We start from the raw sequence: 18,396 nt of genomic DNA, 5'->3' as shown, positions 1-18,396 counted from the left end.
ACTGAACAGCTTATTCGGACGGCGGTACGTAGCCTTCGGCCTTGGCGTAATCTTCGCCGGAAAAGTACTTGTCCATCTCGCCCTGAAGGTATTTGCGATCTTCAGCGTTCATCATGTTCAGGCGTTTTTCATTGATCAGCAGGGTCTGGTGTTTCTGCCAGTCGGCCCAGGCCTTGGCCGAGACGTGGTCGTAGATGTCCTGGCCCTTGGCGCCCGGGAAGGGTGCACGTTCCAGGCCTTCCAGTTCTTCTTTGTACTTGCGGCACATGATGGTGCGGGTCATTGCAACTCTCCTGCGTTCATTACGGCAGCCGCGCGTTCGAGCAAGGTTTTGACCGGGGCGGCAAGGCCCAGGCGCGGCGGGGTGGCGAGGTTATACCAGAGCCAGTCGGCCTCGGCCACGTGATGGCCGGTTTCCCGGACCCGGACCAGCCAGGGTTCGATCGCCAACTGGAAGTGGCTGAAGGTGTGCACCAGGCTTGGCATTTCCTGTTGGCTGCCCAACTCCAGCGAGTGTTGCAGGGCCAGATGCTGCAGGTCGTCGAGGTCGTCAAGTTCCGGCAGGCTCCACAGACCGCCCCACAGCCCCGTGGAAGGGCGACGGTAAAGCAGGATCGCGCCTTCGTGGTTTGCCAGCATCGGCATCAAGGTGCGCTTCTTGGGCACTTCCTTGCGAGGCTTGGGAATCGGGTAGCGGGTTTCCAGGCCCAGCATGTGGGCCTCGCAGCCTTGCTTCAGCGGGCAGAGCAGGCAACTGGGCTTGCTACGGGTACAGAGCGTGGCGCCCAGGTCCATCATCGCCTGGGTGTAGGCGTTGACGCGGTCCTGTGGCGTGAAGCGCTCGGCGGTGGCCCACAGCTGTTTCGCAACCTTGGGTTCGCCTGGGTAGCCTTCCTGGGCGGTGAAGCGCGCCAGTACCCGCTTGACGTTGCCATCGAGAATCGGCGCCCGCAGGCCCATGCTGATGCTGGCAATGGCACCGGCGGTGGACAGGCCGATCCCCGGCAACTCGGTGAGTTTTTCCACGTCCCGGGGAAATTCGCCGCCGTACTGCTCGACGACGATTTTCGCGGTTTTCTGCAAGTTGCGCGCACGGGTGTAATAGCCCAGCCCGGTCCACAGGTGCAGCACTTCGTCCTCCGGCGCGGCGGCCAGGGCTTGAACGGTGGGCAGCGAGGCCATGAACCGGTCGAAGTAGTTGAGCACGGTACTGACCTGGGTCTGCTGCAACATGATTTCCGAGACCCACACCCGATAGGGCGAGATGGCTTGTTGCCAGGGCAAATCGTGGCGCCCGTGGCGGTCGAACCAGTCCAGTACGGCGGTGGAAAACTGCTCGGCTCTCATCGCTTGAACAGCCCCTTGAGTGCATCTTTGAGTTCGGGGCTGACCTTGTCGCCCAGCTTCTCATCAATCTTGTCGCCGAGACGGTCACCGGCCAGTTTCGCCGCGACCTTGCCCAGCCCGTCGTTGTCCAGGCGGCAGGCCTTGGCGCCCAGTTCCAGCGGGCCGCGGCAGCGCAATGGCCATTCGACGTCGACGTAGCGTTCATTGACCTGGCAGGCCGGGTCGGGCATGTCGCTCTTGTCGCCTTCGACGATGACGCCGACGCGATAGTCCATGCCCAGTACCCGCAGGTCGATGTCGCCGTTGCCGTTGACGGTCATGCCGGGGATGCGGACTTTCAGGTCCGGGTTGTTGGCAACGCCATTGTTGAAGGTGAGATTGCCGTTGAGTTGCTGGAACGGCGTGTCCTTGCCCCGGGGTTCGCCGCTGAGGGTCTTGCGATTGAGGGTGGCGATGCCTTTGCACAATTGCTGTTCGAGGTTGGCATTGAGCAGCACGCCATCGTTGATGACGAACCCGGCGGTGCCGTTGAGGCTGTCGATCAGGGCTTTCTGGCTATTGCCGCTGGCGGTGATCGCGCTGTTGACGGTGACCAGGCCTTTGACCGGCGGATTCTTGCCTTGGCTTTCGATGATCTTCTCGGCAGGGACCCGGTTGATGCGCGTTTGCAGGCTCAGTTGCGGCGTAGGCTGGCGCACGTCCAGGGTGCCCTTGGTTTCGAAGTTGCCGCTGTACAGGTCGCCTCGCAGATTCTCCAGGGTCAGCAGGCCGCCCAGGCCGATAGCCTTGAGCGCAGCGTTCTGGATCGGCAGTTTATCGAGAGTCAGTTGCCCGAAGGTCAGGTCGGCATCGAGGTCCAGCTTGCTCAGGCGTTCCACTGGAAACAGTCGATCGTTACTCCAGGCGCCCTGGGTCGGGGCGCTTGGCAGCGGTGTACTGCCGGCACCGACCATGGCGCTGGCTTCGGTGTTGCTGACTTCGGCCTCACGGGCTGCCTTGGAACTGTCGGCTTCGGCGGACTTCGGTGCCAGGTAACGGTCGACGTTGAACGTGTCGGCCTTGAGCTGCGCGCGCAGGGACTGCTTGGCAAAGTCCTCCACGGCGATGCGACCGCTGAAGTTGCTGTCGTCCACTTTCAGGTTGATGTCGTTGAACTCGACACTGGTTGGCGTACCGGCAATGCGGCTGGACAGCTCGACCTTGCTCAGGCTGCCTTCGGCCATGGCTGGGAGTTTCTGGCCAACGCTGTCGACGAACTTCGCCAAGTCGAACTGGGCGATCGACACGCCGCCATTCAACTGCGGAGTCTTGTCGAGGTCATTGACCTTCAGTTCACCCAGGGCGCGCAGTTGATTGAGCGACAGTTTGATGCCGGTCCATTCGGCGACGTTTGCGGCTTTGTCCAGGAACAGTTGGCCTTGGGCGGCGAAGTTCAGGGTCTTGCCCTGCAAGGGGTCGCCAGTGGCTTCGCCGGACAGTTTCAGGTCTTCGAACTTGTAGCGCTTCAAGGCACGTTCGAAGCGCAGTTCACCCGTCACTTCGGTGCGTACGCGTACGGCGGGCTGGTTGCTGGACAGGAATGCGGTCAGGGTGACCGGAATGTTGGTGGAGTCATGGACCGGGCCGGTGCTCAGTTGAATGCTCTCGGCCGTGAACAGCTTGCCGGTCTGCTCGTCGGTGTATTCGACCCGGGCGTTGTTCACGGTCAGGCTGTCGATATCCAGTCGGGTCGGCTGGGCAGGTTTTTCTGCCGGGGTGCTGACAGGTGGGGTCGGTTGTTCAGCCGGCACGGGTGCCGGCGCGTTCGCCGTCGACGCAGAGGCCGGCACCTTGCCGATGTCTTCCCAGTTGCCGTGCCCGCTCTTGTCACGGTTGAGCCGCAGGTTCAGGCCTTCGACCCGCACATCGCTCATTTGTACTTCCCGGCGCAGCAGCGGTATTACCCGGACCGAAAGGCCGAGCATCTGCAGGTCGGCGAAAGGCTGGGTCGGACTGGCCAAGGTAGCGACGCTGGCGTCGTGCAACTCAAGGCCCAGCCACGGAAACAGGCTCCAGCCGATGTCGCCATTGAGGGTCAGCTCGATGTGGGCCTTGTCGCGGGCTATCTGGCGGATCTCTTCTTTGTAGTCGTTGGGATCGAACAGGTGGGTCAGGGCAAAGCCCAGGGCCACGATGATCAGCAACAGCCCGAGAAGTACCAGACCCAGGATTTTGCCGAACGCTTTCATGGGCGAATCCTTGTAGGTTGAGTTCAAAATTTAGCCGGGAGTATAACGCTGTGGGTTGGTGGTGGTGCGTTGGGACCGCAAATCCACTGTGGGAGCGAGCTTGCTCGCGATAACGGTGTGACAGTCAATGAAGGTGTTGCGTGTACGACCGCCGTCGCGAGCAAGCTCGCCCCACAGTGGTTTCTAATCCTGGGCCAGCATCAGTTCCAGCTTGGCCGCCAGCGCCTGGGCTTGCAGATGCCCGGCCGGGGCCAACAAGTGCAGCTCGGCACCGTTTAGCGCGGCCAGTCGCCGGGCTTCGCTCACCAACCGTTCAGCCACGCCACGGCGACGGGTAACGCTTCGTACGCACAGGTGGGACAAGCGCCAGGCGTTCTGGTGCCGTTGCAGACGTGCTGCACCAAGCAGTCGGTCATTGAAGCGTGCCGCGATCAGCGAGCCTTCCTCGAGGCATTGCGCGATCAATTGCGTGGCATCGCTAAACGGTTCGAACAGCCAGGCCGGGGCATCCCGGTAGATTTTCTGCAGATCCTGCTGGTCTTGGCAGGTGGCTTCGTTCAGGTGCTCGACGACGATGGGCATACGGATTCCTGAAAAATAAACGGTTCACGCCCTACAGAAAGTCAGTAATGGCGCGATAAGACAGATGAAACGAAAAAGGTGATATCACTTTGATTCTTCTGTAACGATCAAATGGTAACCTTTGCCTGTTCGCCCGTCTTTCTGCGACGTAATGTCGCACTAATATGGAGCTTTACCAGAAAATACAGTCATGCCTGCGTGCAATGAAGGCTGACGGTGATGCGTGACTGGCGAACCATTCTAATAACTGGGGGATACACAAATGAGCACGAGCATCACGGCCGGCGGCGTCGCCGACCAGCCTGCGTTCCTCTCCAAGGAACGCATCATCGCCAAGCCCGGTTTCAACCGGTGGCTGGTTCCACCGGCCGCACTGGCCATTCATCTCTGCATCGGCATGGCCTACGGCTTCTCGGTGTTCTGGCTGCCACTGTCCAAAGCCTTGGGTGTCACCAAGCCTGTGGCCTGTGCACCGGATATGAGCTTCATCTCGCAAGTCTTTTCGTCCCAATGTGACTGGCCGATCTCGATGCTCGGTTGGATCTACACCCTGTTCTTCATCTTCCTGGGTTGCTCGGCAGCCATCTGGGGCGGCTGGCTGGAACACGCCGGGCCACGCAAGGCCGGCGTTGTATCGGCATTGTGCTGGTGCGGTGGCCTGCTGATTTCCGCGCTGGGTATCTATACCCACCAGATCTGGCTGATGTGGGTCGGTTCCGGGGTGATCGGTGGTATCGGCCTGGGCCTGGGCTACATCTCCCCGGTGTCGACCCTGATCAAGTGGTTCCCGGACAAGCGTGGCATGGCCACCGGCATGGCGATCATGGGCTTCGGCGGCGGAGCGATGGTCGGTGCTCCGCTGGCTGCGGCGCTGATGAGCCATTTCGCTTCGCCAACCGGCGTGGGCGTATGGCAGAGCTTCCTGGTCATGGCCGCGATCTACTTCGTGTTCATGATCGGTGGCGCCTTGTCGTACCGCGTTCCGCCAACCGGCTGGAAGCCTGAAGGCTGGACCCCGGCACCGAAGAAAGCCGCGAACGCGATGATCACCCATCGCCACGTTCATGTGAACGTTGCCTGGAAAACCCCGCAGTTCCGTCTGGTATGGCTGGTGCTGTGCCTGAACGTATCCGCCGGTATCGGCATTCTCGGCATGGCTTCGCCACTGTTGCAGGAAGTGTTCGGCGGCAAGTTGCTCGGCAATGACCTGCCTTTCGGTCAGTTGGACGCCGTGCAACTGGGCCAGATCGCGGCCATCGCCGCTGGTTTCACCGGTCTGCTGAGCCTGTTCAACATCGGCGGCCGGTTCTTCTGGGCATCCTTCTCGGATTACCTGGGTCGTAAAAACACCTATTTCGTGTTCTTCGCCCTGGGCTTTGCCCTGTACGCGCTGATCCCGAACCTGGGTCACCTGGGCAGCGTCGCGCTGTTCGTGGCGGCGTTCTGCATCATCCTGTCGATGTACGGCGGCGGTTTCGCCACTGTGCCGGCCTACCTGGCGGACCTGTTCGGTACGCAAATGGTCGGCGCGATCCACGGTCGTCTGCTGACTGCCTGGGCAGCGGCGGGCGTGCTGGGTCCGGTACTGGTGAACTACCTGCGTGAATATCAACTGAGCATCGGCGTTGAACGTGCCGCGGCCTATGACATCACCTTGTACATCCTCGCCGGCCTGCTGGTGCTGGGCTTCCTGTGCAACCTGCTGGTCCGTCCGGTCGCCGACAAGTACTTCATGACCGACGCCGAACTGGCCGCCGAACAGGCGCTGGGCCATGACAAAGGCGCCGACAGCACCACTTCGCTGGAGTGGAAAGCTGCGCCGGGCACCAAGCCCCTGGCGATCGCCGCCTGGCTGGTGGTGGGCATTCCATTGGCGTGGGGTGTGTGGGTGACCCTGCAGAAGACGGCGGTGTTGTTCCACTAAGACCGTTGCCCTGACCATCAGGTGAGGGCAAACCTTGTGGGAGCGAGCTTGTGTGGGAGCGAGCTTGCTCGCGATGAGGGCGTGTCAGTCGACATCATGTCGGCTGACCCACCGCTATCGCGAGCAAGCTCGCTCCCACATTTGTTTTATGTGTGGTGAAAGCTTGTATGGACATGTCTATCGCCGACAACCCGTCAGGGATATCACCTCCCGTGTTTCTGTTTGCCGCTCGCGCCCCTATAATGGCTGCCTTTTTCGCCCAATGATTTTGCGGAGCTGGTGATGGCCGAACGTAAGGCGTCTGTCGAGCGCGACACTCTGGAAACCCAGATCAAAGCCTCGATCAACCTGGATGGCACCGGAAAGGCCCGGTTTGATATCGGCGTGCCTTTTCTTGAGCACATGCTGGACCAGATCGCCCGTCACGGGCTGATCGACCTGGACATCGTCAGCAAGGGCGACCTGCATATCGACGACCACCACACGGTGGAAGATGTCGGTATCACCTTGGGCCAGGCCTTTACCAAAGCCATCGGCGACAAGAAGGGCATCCGTCGCTACGGCCATGCCTACGTGCCGCTTGATGAAGCGCTGTCGCGCGTGGTCATCGACTTCTCCGGCCGTCCGGGCCTGCAGATGCATGTGCCGTACACCCGTGCCACCGTCGGCGGCTTCGACGTTGACCTGTTCCAGGAATTTTTCCAGGGCTTCGTCAACCACGCCAACGTGACCCTGCACATCGACAACCTGCGCGGGCACAACACCCACCACCAGATCGAAACCGTGTTCAAGGCTTTCGGCCGCGCGCTGCGCATGGCCGTCGAGCTCGATGACCGCATGGCCGGCCAGATGCCTTCCACCAAGGGCGTCCTGTAATGCAGACGGTCGCGGTTATCGACTACGGCATGGGCAACCTGCACTCGGTGGCCAAGGCCCTCGAGCACGTGGGTGCCGGCAAGGTGCTGATCACCAGCGATGCCGACGTGATTCGCGAAGCCGACCGGGTGGTGTTTCCCGGCGTCGGTGCGATTCGTGATTGCATGGCCGAGATTCGTCGCCTGGGCTTCGACAAGCTGGTGCACGAAGTCAGCCAGGACCGTCCGTTCCTGGGCATCTGCGTGGGCATGCAAGCCTTGCTCGAGCACAGCGAAGAGAACGACGGCGTCGATTGCATTGCCATGTTTCCAGGCCAGGTGAAGTTTTTCGGCAAGGGCCTGCATGAAGACGGCGAGCACCTGAAAGTCCCGCACATGGGCTGGAACGAAGTGAAGCAGACGGTGGATCACCCGCTGTGGCACAACATCCCGGACCTGGCGCGCTTCTACTTCGTGCACAGCTACTACATCGCCGCCGGTAATGCGCGGCAGGTAGTGGGCAGCGGTCACTATGGCGTCGATTTCGCCGCGGCCCTGGCCGATGGCTCGCGCTTCGCCGTGCAGTTCCACCCCGAGAAGAGCCATACCCATGGCCTGCAACTGTTGCAGAACTTCGCAGCGTGGGACGGGCGCTGGTAATGGCCCGCAAGAAACCGCCGATCCTCACCCTCACGTCCGAGCAGGAGAGTGAAGCGAACCGCAAGATCCAGCGGTTCATGGAGGACCGTTTCGAGCTGGACCTGGGCTCGTTCGAAGCGGCGGAAATTCTTGACCTGTTTACCCGCGAAATTGCTCCGCATTATTACAACAGGGCGATTTTCGATGTGCAGACGCACCTTAAAGAAAGGTTCGAAAGCATTGAAAGCGACTTGTGGGCGCTCGAGAAAAACTGATTTTCGAGCCAAGCTGAATATTCGTATTTGAAGGTTTGCCAGATGCTGATTATCCCCGCTATCGATCTCAAGGACGGCGCTTGCGTACGTCTGCGTCAGGGCCGCATGGAAGACTCCACGGTGTTTTCCGATGACCCGGTGAGCATGGCCGCCAAGTGGGTGGAGGGCGGCTGCCGTCGCCTGCATCTGGTCGACCTGAACGGCGCCTTCGAAGGACAACCGGTCAATGGCGAAGTGGTCACGGCCATTGCCAAGCGCTACCCGAACCTGCCGATCCAGATCGGCGGCGGCATTCGTTCGCTGGAAACCATCGAGCACTACGTCAAGGCTGGCGTGAGCTACGTGATCATCGGCACCAAAGCCGTGAAGGAGCCCGAGTTCGTTGCCGAAGCCTGCCGCGCTTTCCCGGGCAAGGTCATCGTTGGCCTGGACGCAAAAGACGGTTTCGTCGCCACTGACGGTTGGGCTGAAGTCAGCACCGTACAGGTGATCGACCTGGCCAAGCGTTTCGAAGCCGACGGTGTGTCTGCCATCGTCTACACCGACATCGCCAAAGACGGCATGATGCAGGGCTGCAACGTTCCATTCACCGCCGCCCTGGCCGCCGCGACGAAGATCCCGGTCATCGCTTCCGGTGGCATCCATAACCTGGGTGACATCAAGGCACTGCTCGACGCCAAGGCGCCGGGCATCATCGGTGCGATCACCGGTCGCGCGATCTACGAAGGCACCCTGGACGTCGCCGAGGCCCAGGCCTTCTGCGATACCTATAAAGGCTGAGGACTCACCATGGCGCTGGCCAAACGCATCATCCCTTGCCTGGACGTGGACAACGGCCGGGTGGTCAAGGGCGTCAAGTTCGAGAACATCCGTGATGCCGGCGACCCGGTGGAAATTGCCCGTCGCTACGACGAACAGGGTGCGGACGAGATCACCTTCCTCGACATCACGGCCAGCGTCGATGGCCGTGATACCACGCTCCATACCGTCGAGCGCATGGCCAGCCAGGTATTCATCCCGCTGACCGTGGGCGGTGGCGTGCGCACCGTGCAGGACATCCGCAACCTGCTCAATGCCGGTGCCGACAAGGTGTCGATCAACACTGCGGCGGTGTTCAACCCGGAATTCGTCGGTGAAGCGGCCCAGCACTTCGGTTCGCAGTGCATCGTCGTGGCCATCGACGCGAAGAAGGTCTCCGGCCCGGGCGAAACCCCGCGCTGGGAAATCTTCACCCACGGCGGCCGCAAACCCACGGGCCTCGATGCCGTGGAGTGGGCGAAGAAGATGGAAGGCCTGGGCGCCGGTGAAATCCTGCTGACCAGCATGGACCAGGATGGCATGAAGAACGGCTTCGACCTCGGTGTCACCCGTGCCATCAGCGATGCCCTGGGCATTCCGGTGATCGCTTCCGGCGGCGTCGGCAATCTGCAACACCTGGCCGACGGCATCCTGGAAGGTCATGCCAGCGCGGTGCTGGCGGCGAGCATTTTCCACTTTGGCGAGTACACCGTGCCGGAAGCCAAGGCCTACATGGCGCATCGCGGTATCTGCATTCGCTGATCGCTGGACACCATGGCGGGCCCAAGGCACTCTTGGGCACACCATGGATTGCGGTAGCCCGACATGCTCAAACGCCTCGTTCTTGCCTTTGCCGGTGTCACGCTGCTGCTCGCAGGTACCGTCCGCGCCGCTGATACATCGCTGGTGTTGCTGACGGAAAACTTCCCCCCGTACAACATGGCCAAGAACGGCAAGAACTTCGCTCAGGACGAGAACATCCATGGCATTGCCGTGGACATCGTCCGCGAAGTCTTCAAGCGTGCCGATATTTCCTACAGCCTGACACTGCGTTTCCCCTGGGAGCGGATCTACAAACTCGCCTTGGAAAACCCTGGCTACGGTGTTTTTGTCATGGCGCGGTTGCCGGAGCGTGAAAGGCTTTTCAAATGGGTTGGCCCCATCGGTCCGGATGATTGGATCATGCTCGCCAAGGCCGACAGCAAGATCGCCCTAGGTTCGCTGGAGCAGGCGCGCCAATACAAGGTCGGGGCCTACAAGGGCGACGCGATTGCCGAGACATTGGCCAAGCAAGGGCTGAACCCGATTGTCGTGTTGCGCGATCAGGACAACGCCAAAAAACTGGTCAACGGCCAGATCGATCTGTGGGCCACCGGCGATCCTGCCGGGCGTTACCTGGCGCGTCAGGAGGGGGTGACCGATCTCAAGACCGTGCTGCGCTTCAACAGTGCCGAGTTGTACCTGGCCTTGAACAAGGACGTGCCTGACGACGTGGTTGCCCGGCTTCAAAAGGCCCTGGATGAATTGCGCAAGGAAGGTGAAGTGGACGCGATCATGGCGCGGTATCTCTGAAGGTTGCGCCAGCCGGGTCGCCGCTACCGATAAACCCCATCCTTCCCATGCCCGACCATCGCCCGATTGCTGCGCAGGCTGATCATCGACTTGATGTCGATCCATTCGACGCCCTGGGCCTTGAGCTTGGGTAGTTCGCGTTCGAGCACGGCCAGGGTCTGTGGGTAGGGGTGGCCGATCATCACGGCCGAGCCTTGCCGGCGGGCCAGGTCGATAGCGGTCTGGAGCTGGCGGGCGATGGCCGTTTCGGTGCGCTCGTCGTCCAGGAACACGTCCCGCGACACGCTGGCGAGGCCGATCTTCTGCGCCTCGGCGGCGGCGACGGTCTGGGCGCTGGTGCGGCTGTCGACGAAAAATTTGTGTCGCTGCTGCAAGTTCGCCATCAGCCAGGCCATGGCCTGGGGTTGGGCGGTCATGCGGCTGCCCATGTGGTTGTTGATCCCGCTGGTATAAGGCACGGCAGCGAACGCGGCGTCGAGGCGCTTGCCCAGTTCTTCGATGGGCAGCTCCGGATGCCAGGCGAACGGCCCGGTGGCCGGGTCCATGGGCATGTGCAGCATGACCAGTTTGCCGGCACGATGGGCTTCGCGGGCGAATTCGGCGGCGTGGGGCGTGTCAGGCATGATCGCGGTGGTGACCGGGCCGGGGAGGGCCAGTACCCGGCGATCCCGGGGCAGGTTTTGCCCCAGGTCGTCGATGATCAGGCTCAGGTAGGCCTTGTGCGGTGGAGCGGGTGAAGCGGCGGGCGCAGCAAAGGCAGTGCCCGCCAGGCAGCACAACAGGCCGAGGATGAAGCGCCGGCCCATCTCAGCGGCCGGAAGTGATGTTCAACCCTTTGAGCAGGCTCAGGGCCTGGGCCAACTGGTAGTCGTCATCCTGTGGCATTGGCTTGGCCTTGCCACCGGAACCGGTCGGTTTGTCGGCGCCGCCGTTGCCATTGCCCAGGTGACCTTGCAGGTCGGCTTCCTTGAAGTATTCGCCGTCCTGTTCGTTGGTGATCTTGGCCTTGCGCACCTCGATGTCCGGGACGATGCCCTGGGCCTGGATGGAGCGACCGTTGGGCGTGAAGTACAGCGCGGTGGTGATCTTCAGGGCGCGGTCGTTGTTCAGTGGCAATACGGTTTGCACCGAGCCTTTGCCGAAACTGGTGGTGCCCATGACCACGCCACGCTTCTGGTCCTGCAGGGCGCCGGCGACGATTTCCGATGCCGAGGCGCTGCCACCGTTGATCAGCACCACCAATGGCACGGCTTCGCTCAGGTCGTTGCCGGTGGCCGAGAAGCGCAGCTCGGAATTGGCGATGCGGCCCTTGGTGTAGACGATCAGGCCCTTGGTGATGAAGTGATCCACCACTTCCACCGCCGATTGCAGCACGCCGCCGGGGTTGTTGCGCAGGTCCAGGACCAGGCCGTTGAGCTTCTTGCCGTTGTCCTTGCGCATCTTGGCCAGGGCCTTGGCGACTTCTTCGCCGGTCTTGACCTGGAATTGGGTGATGCGGATGTAACCGTAGCCCGACTCCAGCAGCTGGCTCTTCACACTCTTGACCTGGATGACCGCCCGCGTGAGGGTCACGTCGAACGGCGTGCCACCGTCGCGCACCAGGGTCAGGGTGATCTTCTGGCCGATCTTGCCGCGCATCTTGTCCACGGCTTCGGTCATGCTCTGGCCGCGCGTCGGCTGGCCGTTGATCTTGACGATGAAGTCACCGGCCTGGATGCCGGCCTTGGAAGCAGGCGTGTCGTCGATCGGCGAAACCACTTTGACGAAACCGTCCTCGCTGCCGACCTCGATGCCCAGGCCGCCGAATTCGCCGCTGGTGCTTTCCTGCAGCTCGGCAAAATCCTCCGGCCCCAGGTAGGCCGAATGCGGATCAAGGTTGCTGAGCATGCCTTTGATGGCGTTCTCCAGCAGTACTTTGTCGTCCACCGGTTCGACATAGGCGGCCTTGATCCGGTCCATGACCTCGGCAAAGGTGCGCAGTTCGTCCAGCGGCAGCGGGGCCTTGGTGGTCGCGGCTGTGGCGGCGGGTGCCGACGGGGCCGGTTCGGCGGCGAAAGCCAGGGGCGCACCGATCACCAGGGCGATCGTCAGGGCCAGCGAGGTAAGGCGGGACAAATGCAGCATGTCGAACGAACTCCTTAATAGGATGGGCGCGCTTATCCTTGCGCACGACACCATTGGGCCGGGTCACTGGGGCGACCCTGCTGACGAATAGCGAAATACAGTGCTGGCGTATCCTGCCCGCCACTGTTGCCGACCGTGGAGATGGACTCACCGGCCTTGACCACATCCCCCGCGGACTTGAGCAGCGTCTGGTTGTGGCCGTACAGGCTCAAATAACCGTTGCCGTGATCCAGGATCACCAGCAGGCCGGCGCCGCGCAGCCAGTCGGCGAAGACCACGCGCCCGCCATGCACGGCATGCACCTGGCTGCCGGCGGAGGCGCTGATCATCACGCCGTCCCACTTGGTGCGGGTGTCGTCGCCGCGGGTTTCACCGAAGCGCGCAAGCAGTCGACCATTGACCGGCCATGGAAGTTTGCCCCGCGCCGACGCAAAAGCGCCGCCGAAGGTTTCGCCATCACTGGAAACCAGCGCGCCGGGGCTTGATTTCACCGGCTTGCGCGGCGCGTCGCCGGCATCTGCGTCGGCCTGGGCTTCACGCAAACGCTTTTTTTCGGCTTCCTGCTGGGCGATCAGCGCTTTCTGGCGCGCTTCTTCTGCCTCTCGAGCCTGGCGGGCCAGGGTTTCTTCGATGGTTTTCAACACATTGGCCAGTTCGGCCTGGTCCTGCTCGCGGGCCTTGAGCTTGCTGTCGCGAGCCTTCACGTCGTCATTGAGCTTGGCCAGGGCCACCTGGCGTTCCTTGCGAACCTTCTCGAGTTCTTCGCGCTGGGTGTCGAGGCTGCTTTTCTGCACCAGCAACTGGGCTTGCTGCAGTTCGATGTCTTTTTCGACATTGGCCAGTTGGCGCAGGGTTTCGTTGAAGTTCTTGAGCTGTTCCAGGCGGGCCTGGCTCAGGTAATCGTAATAAGTCAGGGTGCGGGCGAATTTCTCGGGATTCTGCTGGTTGAGCAGCAGCTTGAGGTATTCCTGGCGACCGTTCTGGTAGGCGGCCCGGGCCTGGATGGCGATCAGCTTTTGCTGTTCAGTGCGCGCGCTCTGGAGTTTTTTTTCTCTCCATCGAGTCGTTGCAGCTCGGATTCGCTTTTCTTCAGCTCTTTTTGCAGGGCGTCGACTTGTTTCTCCAGATTGCCCATCTCGGTCTCGGTGCCGCGCAGGTCTTTCTGCACGCTGGATTTCTCTTCCTGCAACTTGCCCAACAGTTTTTTCAGCTCGGCAATGTCCTGGCGCGTGGCTTCCAACTGTTGTTGGGTTTGCGCGCGCTCGTCGGCAAAGGCCGGTTGGAGCAAGCAGGTCAGAGCGAGGGCTATCAGGACGCGAAGCATAGAGGCGGGCGACACCAGGGAAAGGGACGGCCTAGTATGCCCGCCCCACGCTGCAAAAAAAACGCCCATTTGGGGCTGTGTGATAACTGGAGCGGTGCAGGGCACTTATTTCCCGCCAAACCCCTGTGGGAGCAAAGCCTGCTCGCGATGACGTCAGCACATCCAGCGAAAATGTAGATTGTCAGATTGCTATCGCGAGCAAGCTTTGCTCCCACAGGGTTTGCGGTGATTGTTGGATCAATCAGACCAGGATCGACGTCCCGGTCATCTCCGCCGGCTTCTCCATGCCCAGCAACATCAGCATGGTCGGTGCCACGTCAGCCAGCACGCCACCGTCACGGACCTTGAAATTGCGCTTGCCGACATAGATGAACGGCACCGGCTCGGTAGTGTGGGCGGTGTGGGCCTGGCCGGTGGATTCGTCGGACATCTGCTCGACGTTGCCGTGGTCGGCCGTGATCAGTGCTTCGCCGCCGACCTTTTCCAGGGCCTCGACGATGCGGCCAACGCAGGTGTCCAGGCATTCCACGGCCTTGACCGCCGCCTCGAACACGCCGCTGTGGCCCACCATGTCACCGTTGGCGTAGTTGACCACGATCACGTCGTAACGCTGGTTTTCAATGGCCTCGACGATGCGGTCGGTCACTTCCGGCGCGCTCATCTCCGGTTGCAGGTCGTAGGTGGCGACTTTGGGCGAGGGGATCAGGATGCGTTCTTCGCCCGGGAAGGGTTCTTCACGGCCGCCGGAGAAAAAGAACGTCACGTGGGCGTACTTTTCGGTCTCGGCGATGCGCAGTTGGGTCTTGCCATTCTTCGCCAGGTAGTCGCCCAGCACGTTTTCCAGGCTGCCGGCGGCGAAGGCCGATGGCGCGGGGATGCTGGCGGCGTATTGGGTCAGCATCACGAAACCGGCCAGTTTCGGCTGGCGAGCGCGTTCGAATTCCTTGAAGTCGTCTTCGACAAACACGCGGGTCAGTTCGCGAGCGCGGTCGGCGCGGAAGTTCATGAACACCACGGCATCGCCGTCCTCGACCTTGACCGGTTCGCCGATGGTGGTGGCCTTGACGAATTCGTCGCTTTCACCACGCTCGTAGGCGGCTTGCAGGCCTTCCTGGGCGGTGGCGGCATTGAATTCGGCGCTGCCGTCGACGATCAGGTTGTAGGCCTGGGACACGCGGTCCCAGCGGTTGTCACGGTCCATGGCGTAATAGCGGCCGATGAGGCTGGCGATGCGCCCCTTGCCGAGTGCCTGGAATGCTGCGTCCAGGAGTTCGATCGACGACGTGGCACTTTTCGGTGGCGTGTCGCGGCCATCGAGGAACGCGTGCAGGTAGATCTGCTCGGCGCCGCGCTTGAAGGCCAGTTCGGCCATGGCGATCAGGTGGTCCTGGTGGCTGTGCACGCCACCGTCGGACAGCAGGCCCATGAAGTGCACGGCCTTGCCGGCGGCCACGGCTTTATCCACGGCGGCGCAGATGGTCGGGTTTTCGAAGAACTCACCGTCGCGGATCGATTTGGTCACGCGGGTGAAGTCCTGATACACCACGCGGCCTGCGCCGAGGTTCATGTGGCCGACTTCGGAGTTGCCCATCTGCCCGTCCGGCAGGCCGACGTCCATGCCGCTGCCGGAGATCAGGCCGTTGGGCACGGTGGCCCACAAACGGTCCAGCACAGGCTTGTTGGCCGAATACACGGCGTTGGATTCGTGGCTTTCACTGTGACCGAAGCCGTCGAGAATCATCAGGACCAAAGGTTTAGGCGTGGTAGTCATGGAATCCACTCGTGGCGGGTTAAAAGAAGACGATGGAAAAGGGACGGGCAGTTTAAAGGTAAGTTCCGACGGCGTCACCGCCGGGCGGGGTTTGGCCGGCCTTGTGTGCTGTGTATACTGGCCGACATTTTAACGCCCTGGAACCTCCTTCGATGGTTGCTCACCTGATTGAATTTGCCACTAACCACTACATTCTCGTCGGTATCTTCGTCGTACTGCTGGCGTTGCTGGTAGCCCATACGATGCAGGGTGGCGGTCGCAGCCTCAGTACCGCCGAGCTGACGGCGCTGGTCAACAAGGATGCCGGCGTGGTGGTGGACATCCGCCCGAGCAAGGATTACGCCGCTGGCCACATTGTCGGGGCGGTGAATATTCCCCAGGACAAACTGATCGCCCGCATCGGCGAGCTGGAAAAACACAAGGCCAAGACACTGATCCTGGTAGATGCCCAAGGCCAGCACGCCGGCACCCACGCCCGCGAGCTGATGAAGTCCGGTTTCACCGCCGCCAAGCTGTCCGGCGGTGTTGCGAGCTGGAAAGCCGACAATCTGCCCCTGGTGAAGTGAAATGTCCCACGTCGTTGTCTATTCCAGCGATTACTGCCCCTATTGTTCCAGAGCCAAGTTCCTGCTCCAGAACAAAGGCGTGGCCTTCGAAGAGATCAAGGTCGACGGCAAGCCGCAACTGCGCGCCCAAATGGCCCAGAAGGCCGGGCGCACGTCCGTGCCGCAGATCTGGATCGGCAGCACCCACGTGGGCGGTTGCGATGATCTGTTCGCCCTGGAGCGCGCCGGCAAGCTCGACGCACTGCTCAAGGCCTGAATTTCCCACTGACAAGAACCTGAAAGTAAGAAGGATCTGCGATGACTGACCAACAGAACACAGCTGCCAGCGAAGAAGAAACCGCACCGCAATTCTCCTTGCAGCGCATTTATGTACGTGACCTGTCCTTCGAGGCCCCGAAAAGCCCGGCGATCTTTCGCCAGCAGTGGGAGCCGAGCGTAGGCCTGGACCTGAACACTCGCCAGAAAGCCCTGGAAGACGACTTCCACGAAGTGGTGCTGACCCTGTCGGTTACCGTGAAAAACGGTGACGAAGTGGCGTTCATCGCCGAAGTGCAACAGGCCGGGATCTTCCTGATCAGGAATCTGGATGCCGCTTCGATGAGCCACACCCTCGGTGCGTTCTGCCCGAATATCCTGTTCCCTTACGCCCGCGAAACCCTGGACAGCCTGGTGACCCGCGGTTCGTTCCCGGCCCTGATGCTGGCCCCGGTGAACTTCGATGCCCTGTATGCGCAAGAACTGCAGCGCATGCAGCAAGAAGGCGGCGCGACCGTTCAGTAAGCGGCGTCGCTTCTGTTCGCAAGGCACAAAACTTGTGGGAGCGAGCCCTGTGGGAGCCGAGCTTGCTCGCGATGAACGATGACGCGGTTTTGCAGTTGAACCGTGTCGACCTCATCGCGAGCAAGCTCGGCTCCCACAGGCTCGCTCCCACAGGTGTTTCTGGCTGACAGGCAGGGCTCAGGCGAAGCCGTTCTGCCGCCACGCCTCATAAACCGCCACCGCCACGGTATTGGACAGGTTCAGGCTGCGGCAGCCTTCGCGCATTGGCAGGCGCAGGCGCTGGTCGGCGGGCAGGGCGTCCAGCACCTCGGCCGGCAGGCCACGGCTTTCCGGGCCGAACAGGAACGCATCACCGGCGACGAAGCTGGCGTCATGGAACGGCCGCGAACCCTTGGTGGTAAAGGCGAACAGGCGCGGATGCCCGAGGCTTTCCAGACAGCTGGCAAGGTCGGCGTGACGCTGCAAGGTGGCATACTCGTGATAGTCGAGACCGGCACGGCGCAGGCGCTTGTCGTCCATGTCGAAGCCCAGCGGTTCGATCAAATGCAGGTGGCAGCCGCTGTTGGCGCACAACCTGATGACATTGCCGGTATTCGGCGGAATTTCCGGTTGAAAAAGGATGACGTGAAACATGCACGGCTCCGCAGATGAAGATGAGCGGCATTCTACGCTGCAAACCGACCGACGTTCGAAGCTAATGCCTCGGGTGATGGGCTCGTTGGCGATCTTCGGCATGATGGTCGGATTGATGATCGGACGCCTGACCACGCCCGAACCGAGCGTGCTGCAGCAGGTCGAGGTGATTGACGGTGGGGTGGTGGCCTGGTTCAACACCGAACCCAAGCTGCACGGGGAAGTCATCGACGGCTCGGTGGCGCTGTTGTTCGAAGCGCAAGGGCGATCGCAGAACGGCCAGTTAAAGCTCAACGGCAAGGACGTGAACTGGCGGGTGCGGTTGAGTGACAAGGGGTTGTTGCTGACGCTGGTGGCGGCGCGTCCGTTGCGCGGGGCGTGGACCTCCAGCGAGGTCGATGACCGCTGGCGGCTGGAGGTCCGTCTCCAGGAGCAATAAAAGAGGGAATCCCCGGCCTGCCTGTACCAAGGTCCCCAAAACGGGAGGGCTTACCGCGAAGGTCCAGCCCTGGTGTAAAGAAGGGAAACCTTGACCTGCCTGTATCAAGGCCCCCAAAACAGTGGGCTCGATGAGCCCGGTATAAAAGAGGGGAATCCCCGGCCTGCCTGTACCAAGGTCCCCGAAACTGGGTAGTGATTGAGTTATTGCAGGGGGCGTGCCAGTTTTGAATGGCTTGTCACAAAAACACTGCTGGCGATGCTGAAAGCCCCGTATTCCGGGGCTTTTGTTTTTGTTTGTGCGGTTTTTTTCGAACTGGATCGATTGGTTTTGGCTCGTTGTGCATGCGCAATTGCGGTTCGCAGTGCATTGATGCGGTGCACACAGTCCTTTAAACAGCATCGTCGGATCGCCGCCCGGAGCAAGCTCGCTCCCACAGGGGATCTGCGGTGAACACAAATTTTGTGCCTGATGCAGAACCATTGTGGGAGCGAGCTTGCTCGCGATTGGCCTTCAAGATCAGCGAAGGGTTAAAGCCCG

Annotated in this window: 19 protein-coding genes and 1 pseudogene; 11 read left to right on the top strand and 9 right to left on the bottom strand. The window is 61.4% G+C overall.

Features of this window, described 5'->3' with window-relative positions; all coding sequences use genetic code 11:
* Positions 1-10 precede the first annotated feature (10 nt).
* From AB4O22_RS24895 to panM, 4 genes are all read right to left on the bottom strand, one after another.
* Entirely contained in the window at positions 11-283 is a 273-nt protein-coding gene (locus AB4O22_RS24895; RefSeq protein WP_003196814.1) for an oxidative damage protection protein, read from the bottom strand.
* On the bottom strand, positions 280-1,347 hold the full coding sequence (gene mutY / locus AB4O22_RS24890; RefSeq protein WP_003196816.1) for an A/G-specific adenine glycosylase: 1,068 nt from the start codon (positions 1,345-1,347) through the stop codon (positions 280-282). The genes AB4O22_RS24895 and mutY overlap by 4 nt, the downstream gene beginning before the upstream one ends.
* Positions 1,344-3,575 carry an AsmA family protein gene (locus AB4O22_RS24885; RefSeq protein WP_460097368.1) on the bottom strand — a complete coding sequence of 744 codons (2,232 nt, stop codon included), beginning with the start codon at positions 3,573-3,575 and terminating at the stop codon, positions 1,344-1,346. Before AB4O22_RS24885 ends, mutY begins: the two co-directional genes overlap by 4 nt.
* Before the next feature lie 183 nt (positions 3,576-3,758).
* The gene (gene panM / locus AB4O22_RS24880; protein ID WP_223471092.1) at positions 3,759-4,157 is read right to left on the bottom strand and encodes an aspartate 1-decarboxylase autocleavage activator PanM; all 399 of its coding nucleotides are present in this window, start codon (positions 4,155-4,157) and stop codon (positions 3,759-3,761) included.
* Positions 4,158-4,419: 262 nt separating this feature from the next.
* On the opposite strand from panM, the gene AB4O22_RS24875 reads away from it, so the two are divergent.
* The 7 genes from AB4O22_RS24875 to AB4O22_RS24845 all read left to right on the top strand — a co-directional run bounded on the left by AB4O22_RS24875 (position 4,420) and on the right by AB4O22_RS24845 (position 10,219).
* The gene (locus AB4O22_RS24875) at positions 4,420-6,081 is read left to right on the top strand and encodes an OFA family MFS transporter (protein ID WP_003196821.1); all 1,662 of its coding nucleotides are present in this window, start codon (positions 4,420-4,422) and stop codon (positions 6,079-6,081) included.
* Between the two features lie 282 nt (positions 6,082-6,363).
* Positions 6,364-6,957, top strand: coding sequence for an imidazoleglycerol-phosphate dehydratase HisB (gene hisB / locus AB4O22_RS24870; RefSeq protein WP_003186751.1), 594 nt, complete (start codon positions 6,364-6,366; stop codon positions 6,955-6,957).
* Complete coding sequence (hisH, locus tag AB4O22_RS24865) at positions 6,957-7,595, top strand: imidazole glycerol phosphate synthase subunit HisH (protein ID WP_003196824.1); 639 nt, start codon at positions 6,957-6,959, stop codon at positions 7,593-7,595. The genes hisB and hisH overlap by 1 nt, the downstream gene beginning before the upstream one ends.
* Entirely contained in the window at positions 7,595-7,849 is a 255-nt protein-coding gene (locus AB4O22_RS24860) for a DUF2164 domain-containing protein (RefSeq protein WP_003196826.1), read from the top strand. The genes hisH and AB4O22_RS24860 overlap by 1 nt, the downstream gene beginning before the upstream one ends.
* 42 nt (positions 7,850-7,891) lie before the next feature.
* Positions 7,892-8,629, top strand: a complete 738-nt coding sequence (gene hisA / locus AB4O22_RS24855) for a 1-(5-phosphoribosyl)-5-[(5-phosphoribosylamino)methylideneamino]imidazole-4-carboxamide isomerase (RefSeq protein WP_003196828.1) — start codon at positions 7,892-7,894, stop codon at positions 8,627-8,629.
* A 9-nt stretch (positions 8,630-8,638) separates the two neighbouring features.
* Positions 8,639-9,409, top strand: coding sequence for an imidazole glycerol phosphate synthase subunit HisF (gene hisF / locus AB4O22_RS24850; protein ID WP_003196830.1), 771 nt, complete (start codon positions 8,639-8,641; stop codon positions 9,407-9,409).
* A gap of 63 nt (positions 9,410-9,472) precedes the next feature.
* Positions 9,473-10,219 carry a substrate-binding periplasmic protein gene (locus AB4O22_RS24845; RefSeq protein WP_223471091.1) on the top strand — a complete coding sequence of 249 codons (747 nt, stop codon included), beginning with the start codon at positions 9,473-9,475 and terminating at the stop codon, positions 10,217-10,219.
* 23 nt (positions 10,220-10,242) lie between these two features.
* Here the strand turns inward: AB4O22_RS24845 and AB4O22_RS24840 are convergent, their stop codons facing one another.
* From AB4O22_RS24840 to gpmI, 4 genes and pseudogenes are all read right to left on the bottom strand, one after another.
* A complete protein-coding gene (locus AB4O22_RS24840; protein ID WP_223471090.1) occupies positions 10,243-11,025 on the bottom strand; it encodes a divergent polysaccharide deacetylase family protein in 783 nt (260 codons plus the stop codon).
* 1 nt (position 11,026) lies between these two features.
* Positions 11,027-12,343 (bottom strand): S41 family peptidase, encoded by a 1,317-nt coding sequence (locus AB4O22_RS24835; RefSeq protein ID WP_003196836.1) that lies wholly within the window; start codon positions 12,341-12,343, stop codon positions 11,027-11,029.
* A gap of 32 nt (positions 12,344-12,375) precedes the next feature.
* Positions 12,376-13,667 (bottom strand): annotated as a pseudogene (locus tag AB4O22_RS24830) (murein hydrolase activator EnvC family protein).
* 241 nt (positions 13,668-13,908) lie between these two features.
* Positions 13,909-15,438, bottom strand: a complete 1,530-nt coding sequence (gene gpmI, locus AB4O22_RS24825) for a 2,3-bisphosphoglycerate-independent phosphoglycerate mutase (protein WP_013692069.1) — start codon at positions 15,436-15,438, stop codon at positions 13,909-13,911.
* A gap of 152 nt (positions 15,439-15,590) precedes the next feature.
* On the opposite strand from gpmI, the gene AB4O22_RS24820 reads away from it, so the two are divergent.
* The 3 genes from AB4O22_RS24820 to secB are packed head-to-tail and all read left to right on the top strand — an operon-like array spanning position 15,591 to position 16,784.
* Entirely contained in the window at positions 15,591-16,004 is a 414-nt protein-coding gene (locus AB4O22_RS24820) for a rhodanese-like domain-containing protein (RefSeq protein WP_003196840.1), read from the top strand.
* A 1-nt stretch (position 16,005) separates the two neighbouring features.
* A complete protein-coding gene (gene grxC, locus AB4O22_RS24815; RefSeq protein WP_003196844.1) occupies positions 16,006-16,260 on the top strand; it encodes a glutaredoxin 3 in 255 nt (84 codons plus the stop codon).
* A 41-nt stretch (positions 16,261-16,301) separates the two neighbouring features.
* Entirely contained in the window at positions 16,302-16,784 is a 483-nt protein-coding gene (gene secB / locus AB4O22_RS24810) for a protein-export chaperone SecB (protein WP_057449148.1), read from the top strand.
* A gap of 177 nt (positions 16,785-16,961) precedes the next feature.
* Here secB and trmL read toward each other — a convergent pair whose 3' ends face one another.
* Positions 16,962-17,417 carry a tRNA (uridine(34)/cytosine(34)/5-carboxymethylaminomethyluridine(34)-2'-O)-methyltransferase TrmL gene (trmL, locus tag AB4O22_RS24805; RefSeq protein WP_003196848.1) on the bottom strand — a complete coding sequence of 152 codons (456 nt, stop codon included), beginning with the start codon at positions 17,415-17,417 and terminating at the stop codon, positions 16,962-16,964.
* Between trmL and AB4O22_RS24800 the strand changes: the two genes are divergently transcribed.
* Positions 17,416-17,856 carry a hypothetical protein gene (locus tag AB4O22_RS24800; RefSeq protein WP_013692070.1) on the top strand — a complete coding sequence of 147 codons (441 nt, stop codon included), beginning with the start codon at positions 17,416-17,418 and terminating at the stop codon, positions 17,854-17,856. The two genes, trmL and AB4O22_RS24800, sit on opposite strands and share 2 nt — an antisense overlap.
* The last annotated feature ends 540 nt before the right edge of the window (positions 17,857-18,396 follow it).

This window comes from Pseudomonas sp. S3_B11 (assembly GCF_054667715.1).
This window is presented reverse-complemented; position numbering and strand designations above follow the sequence as displayed.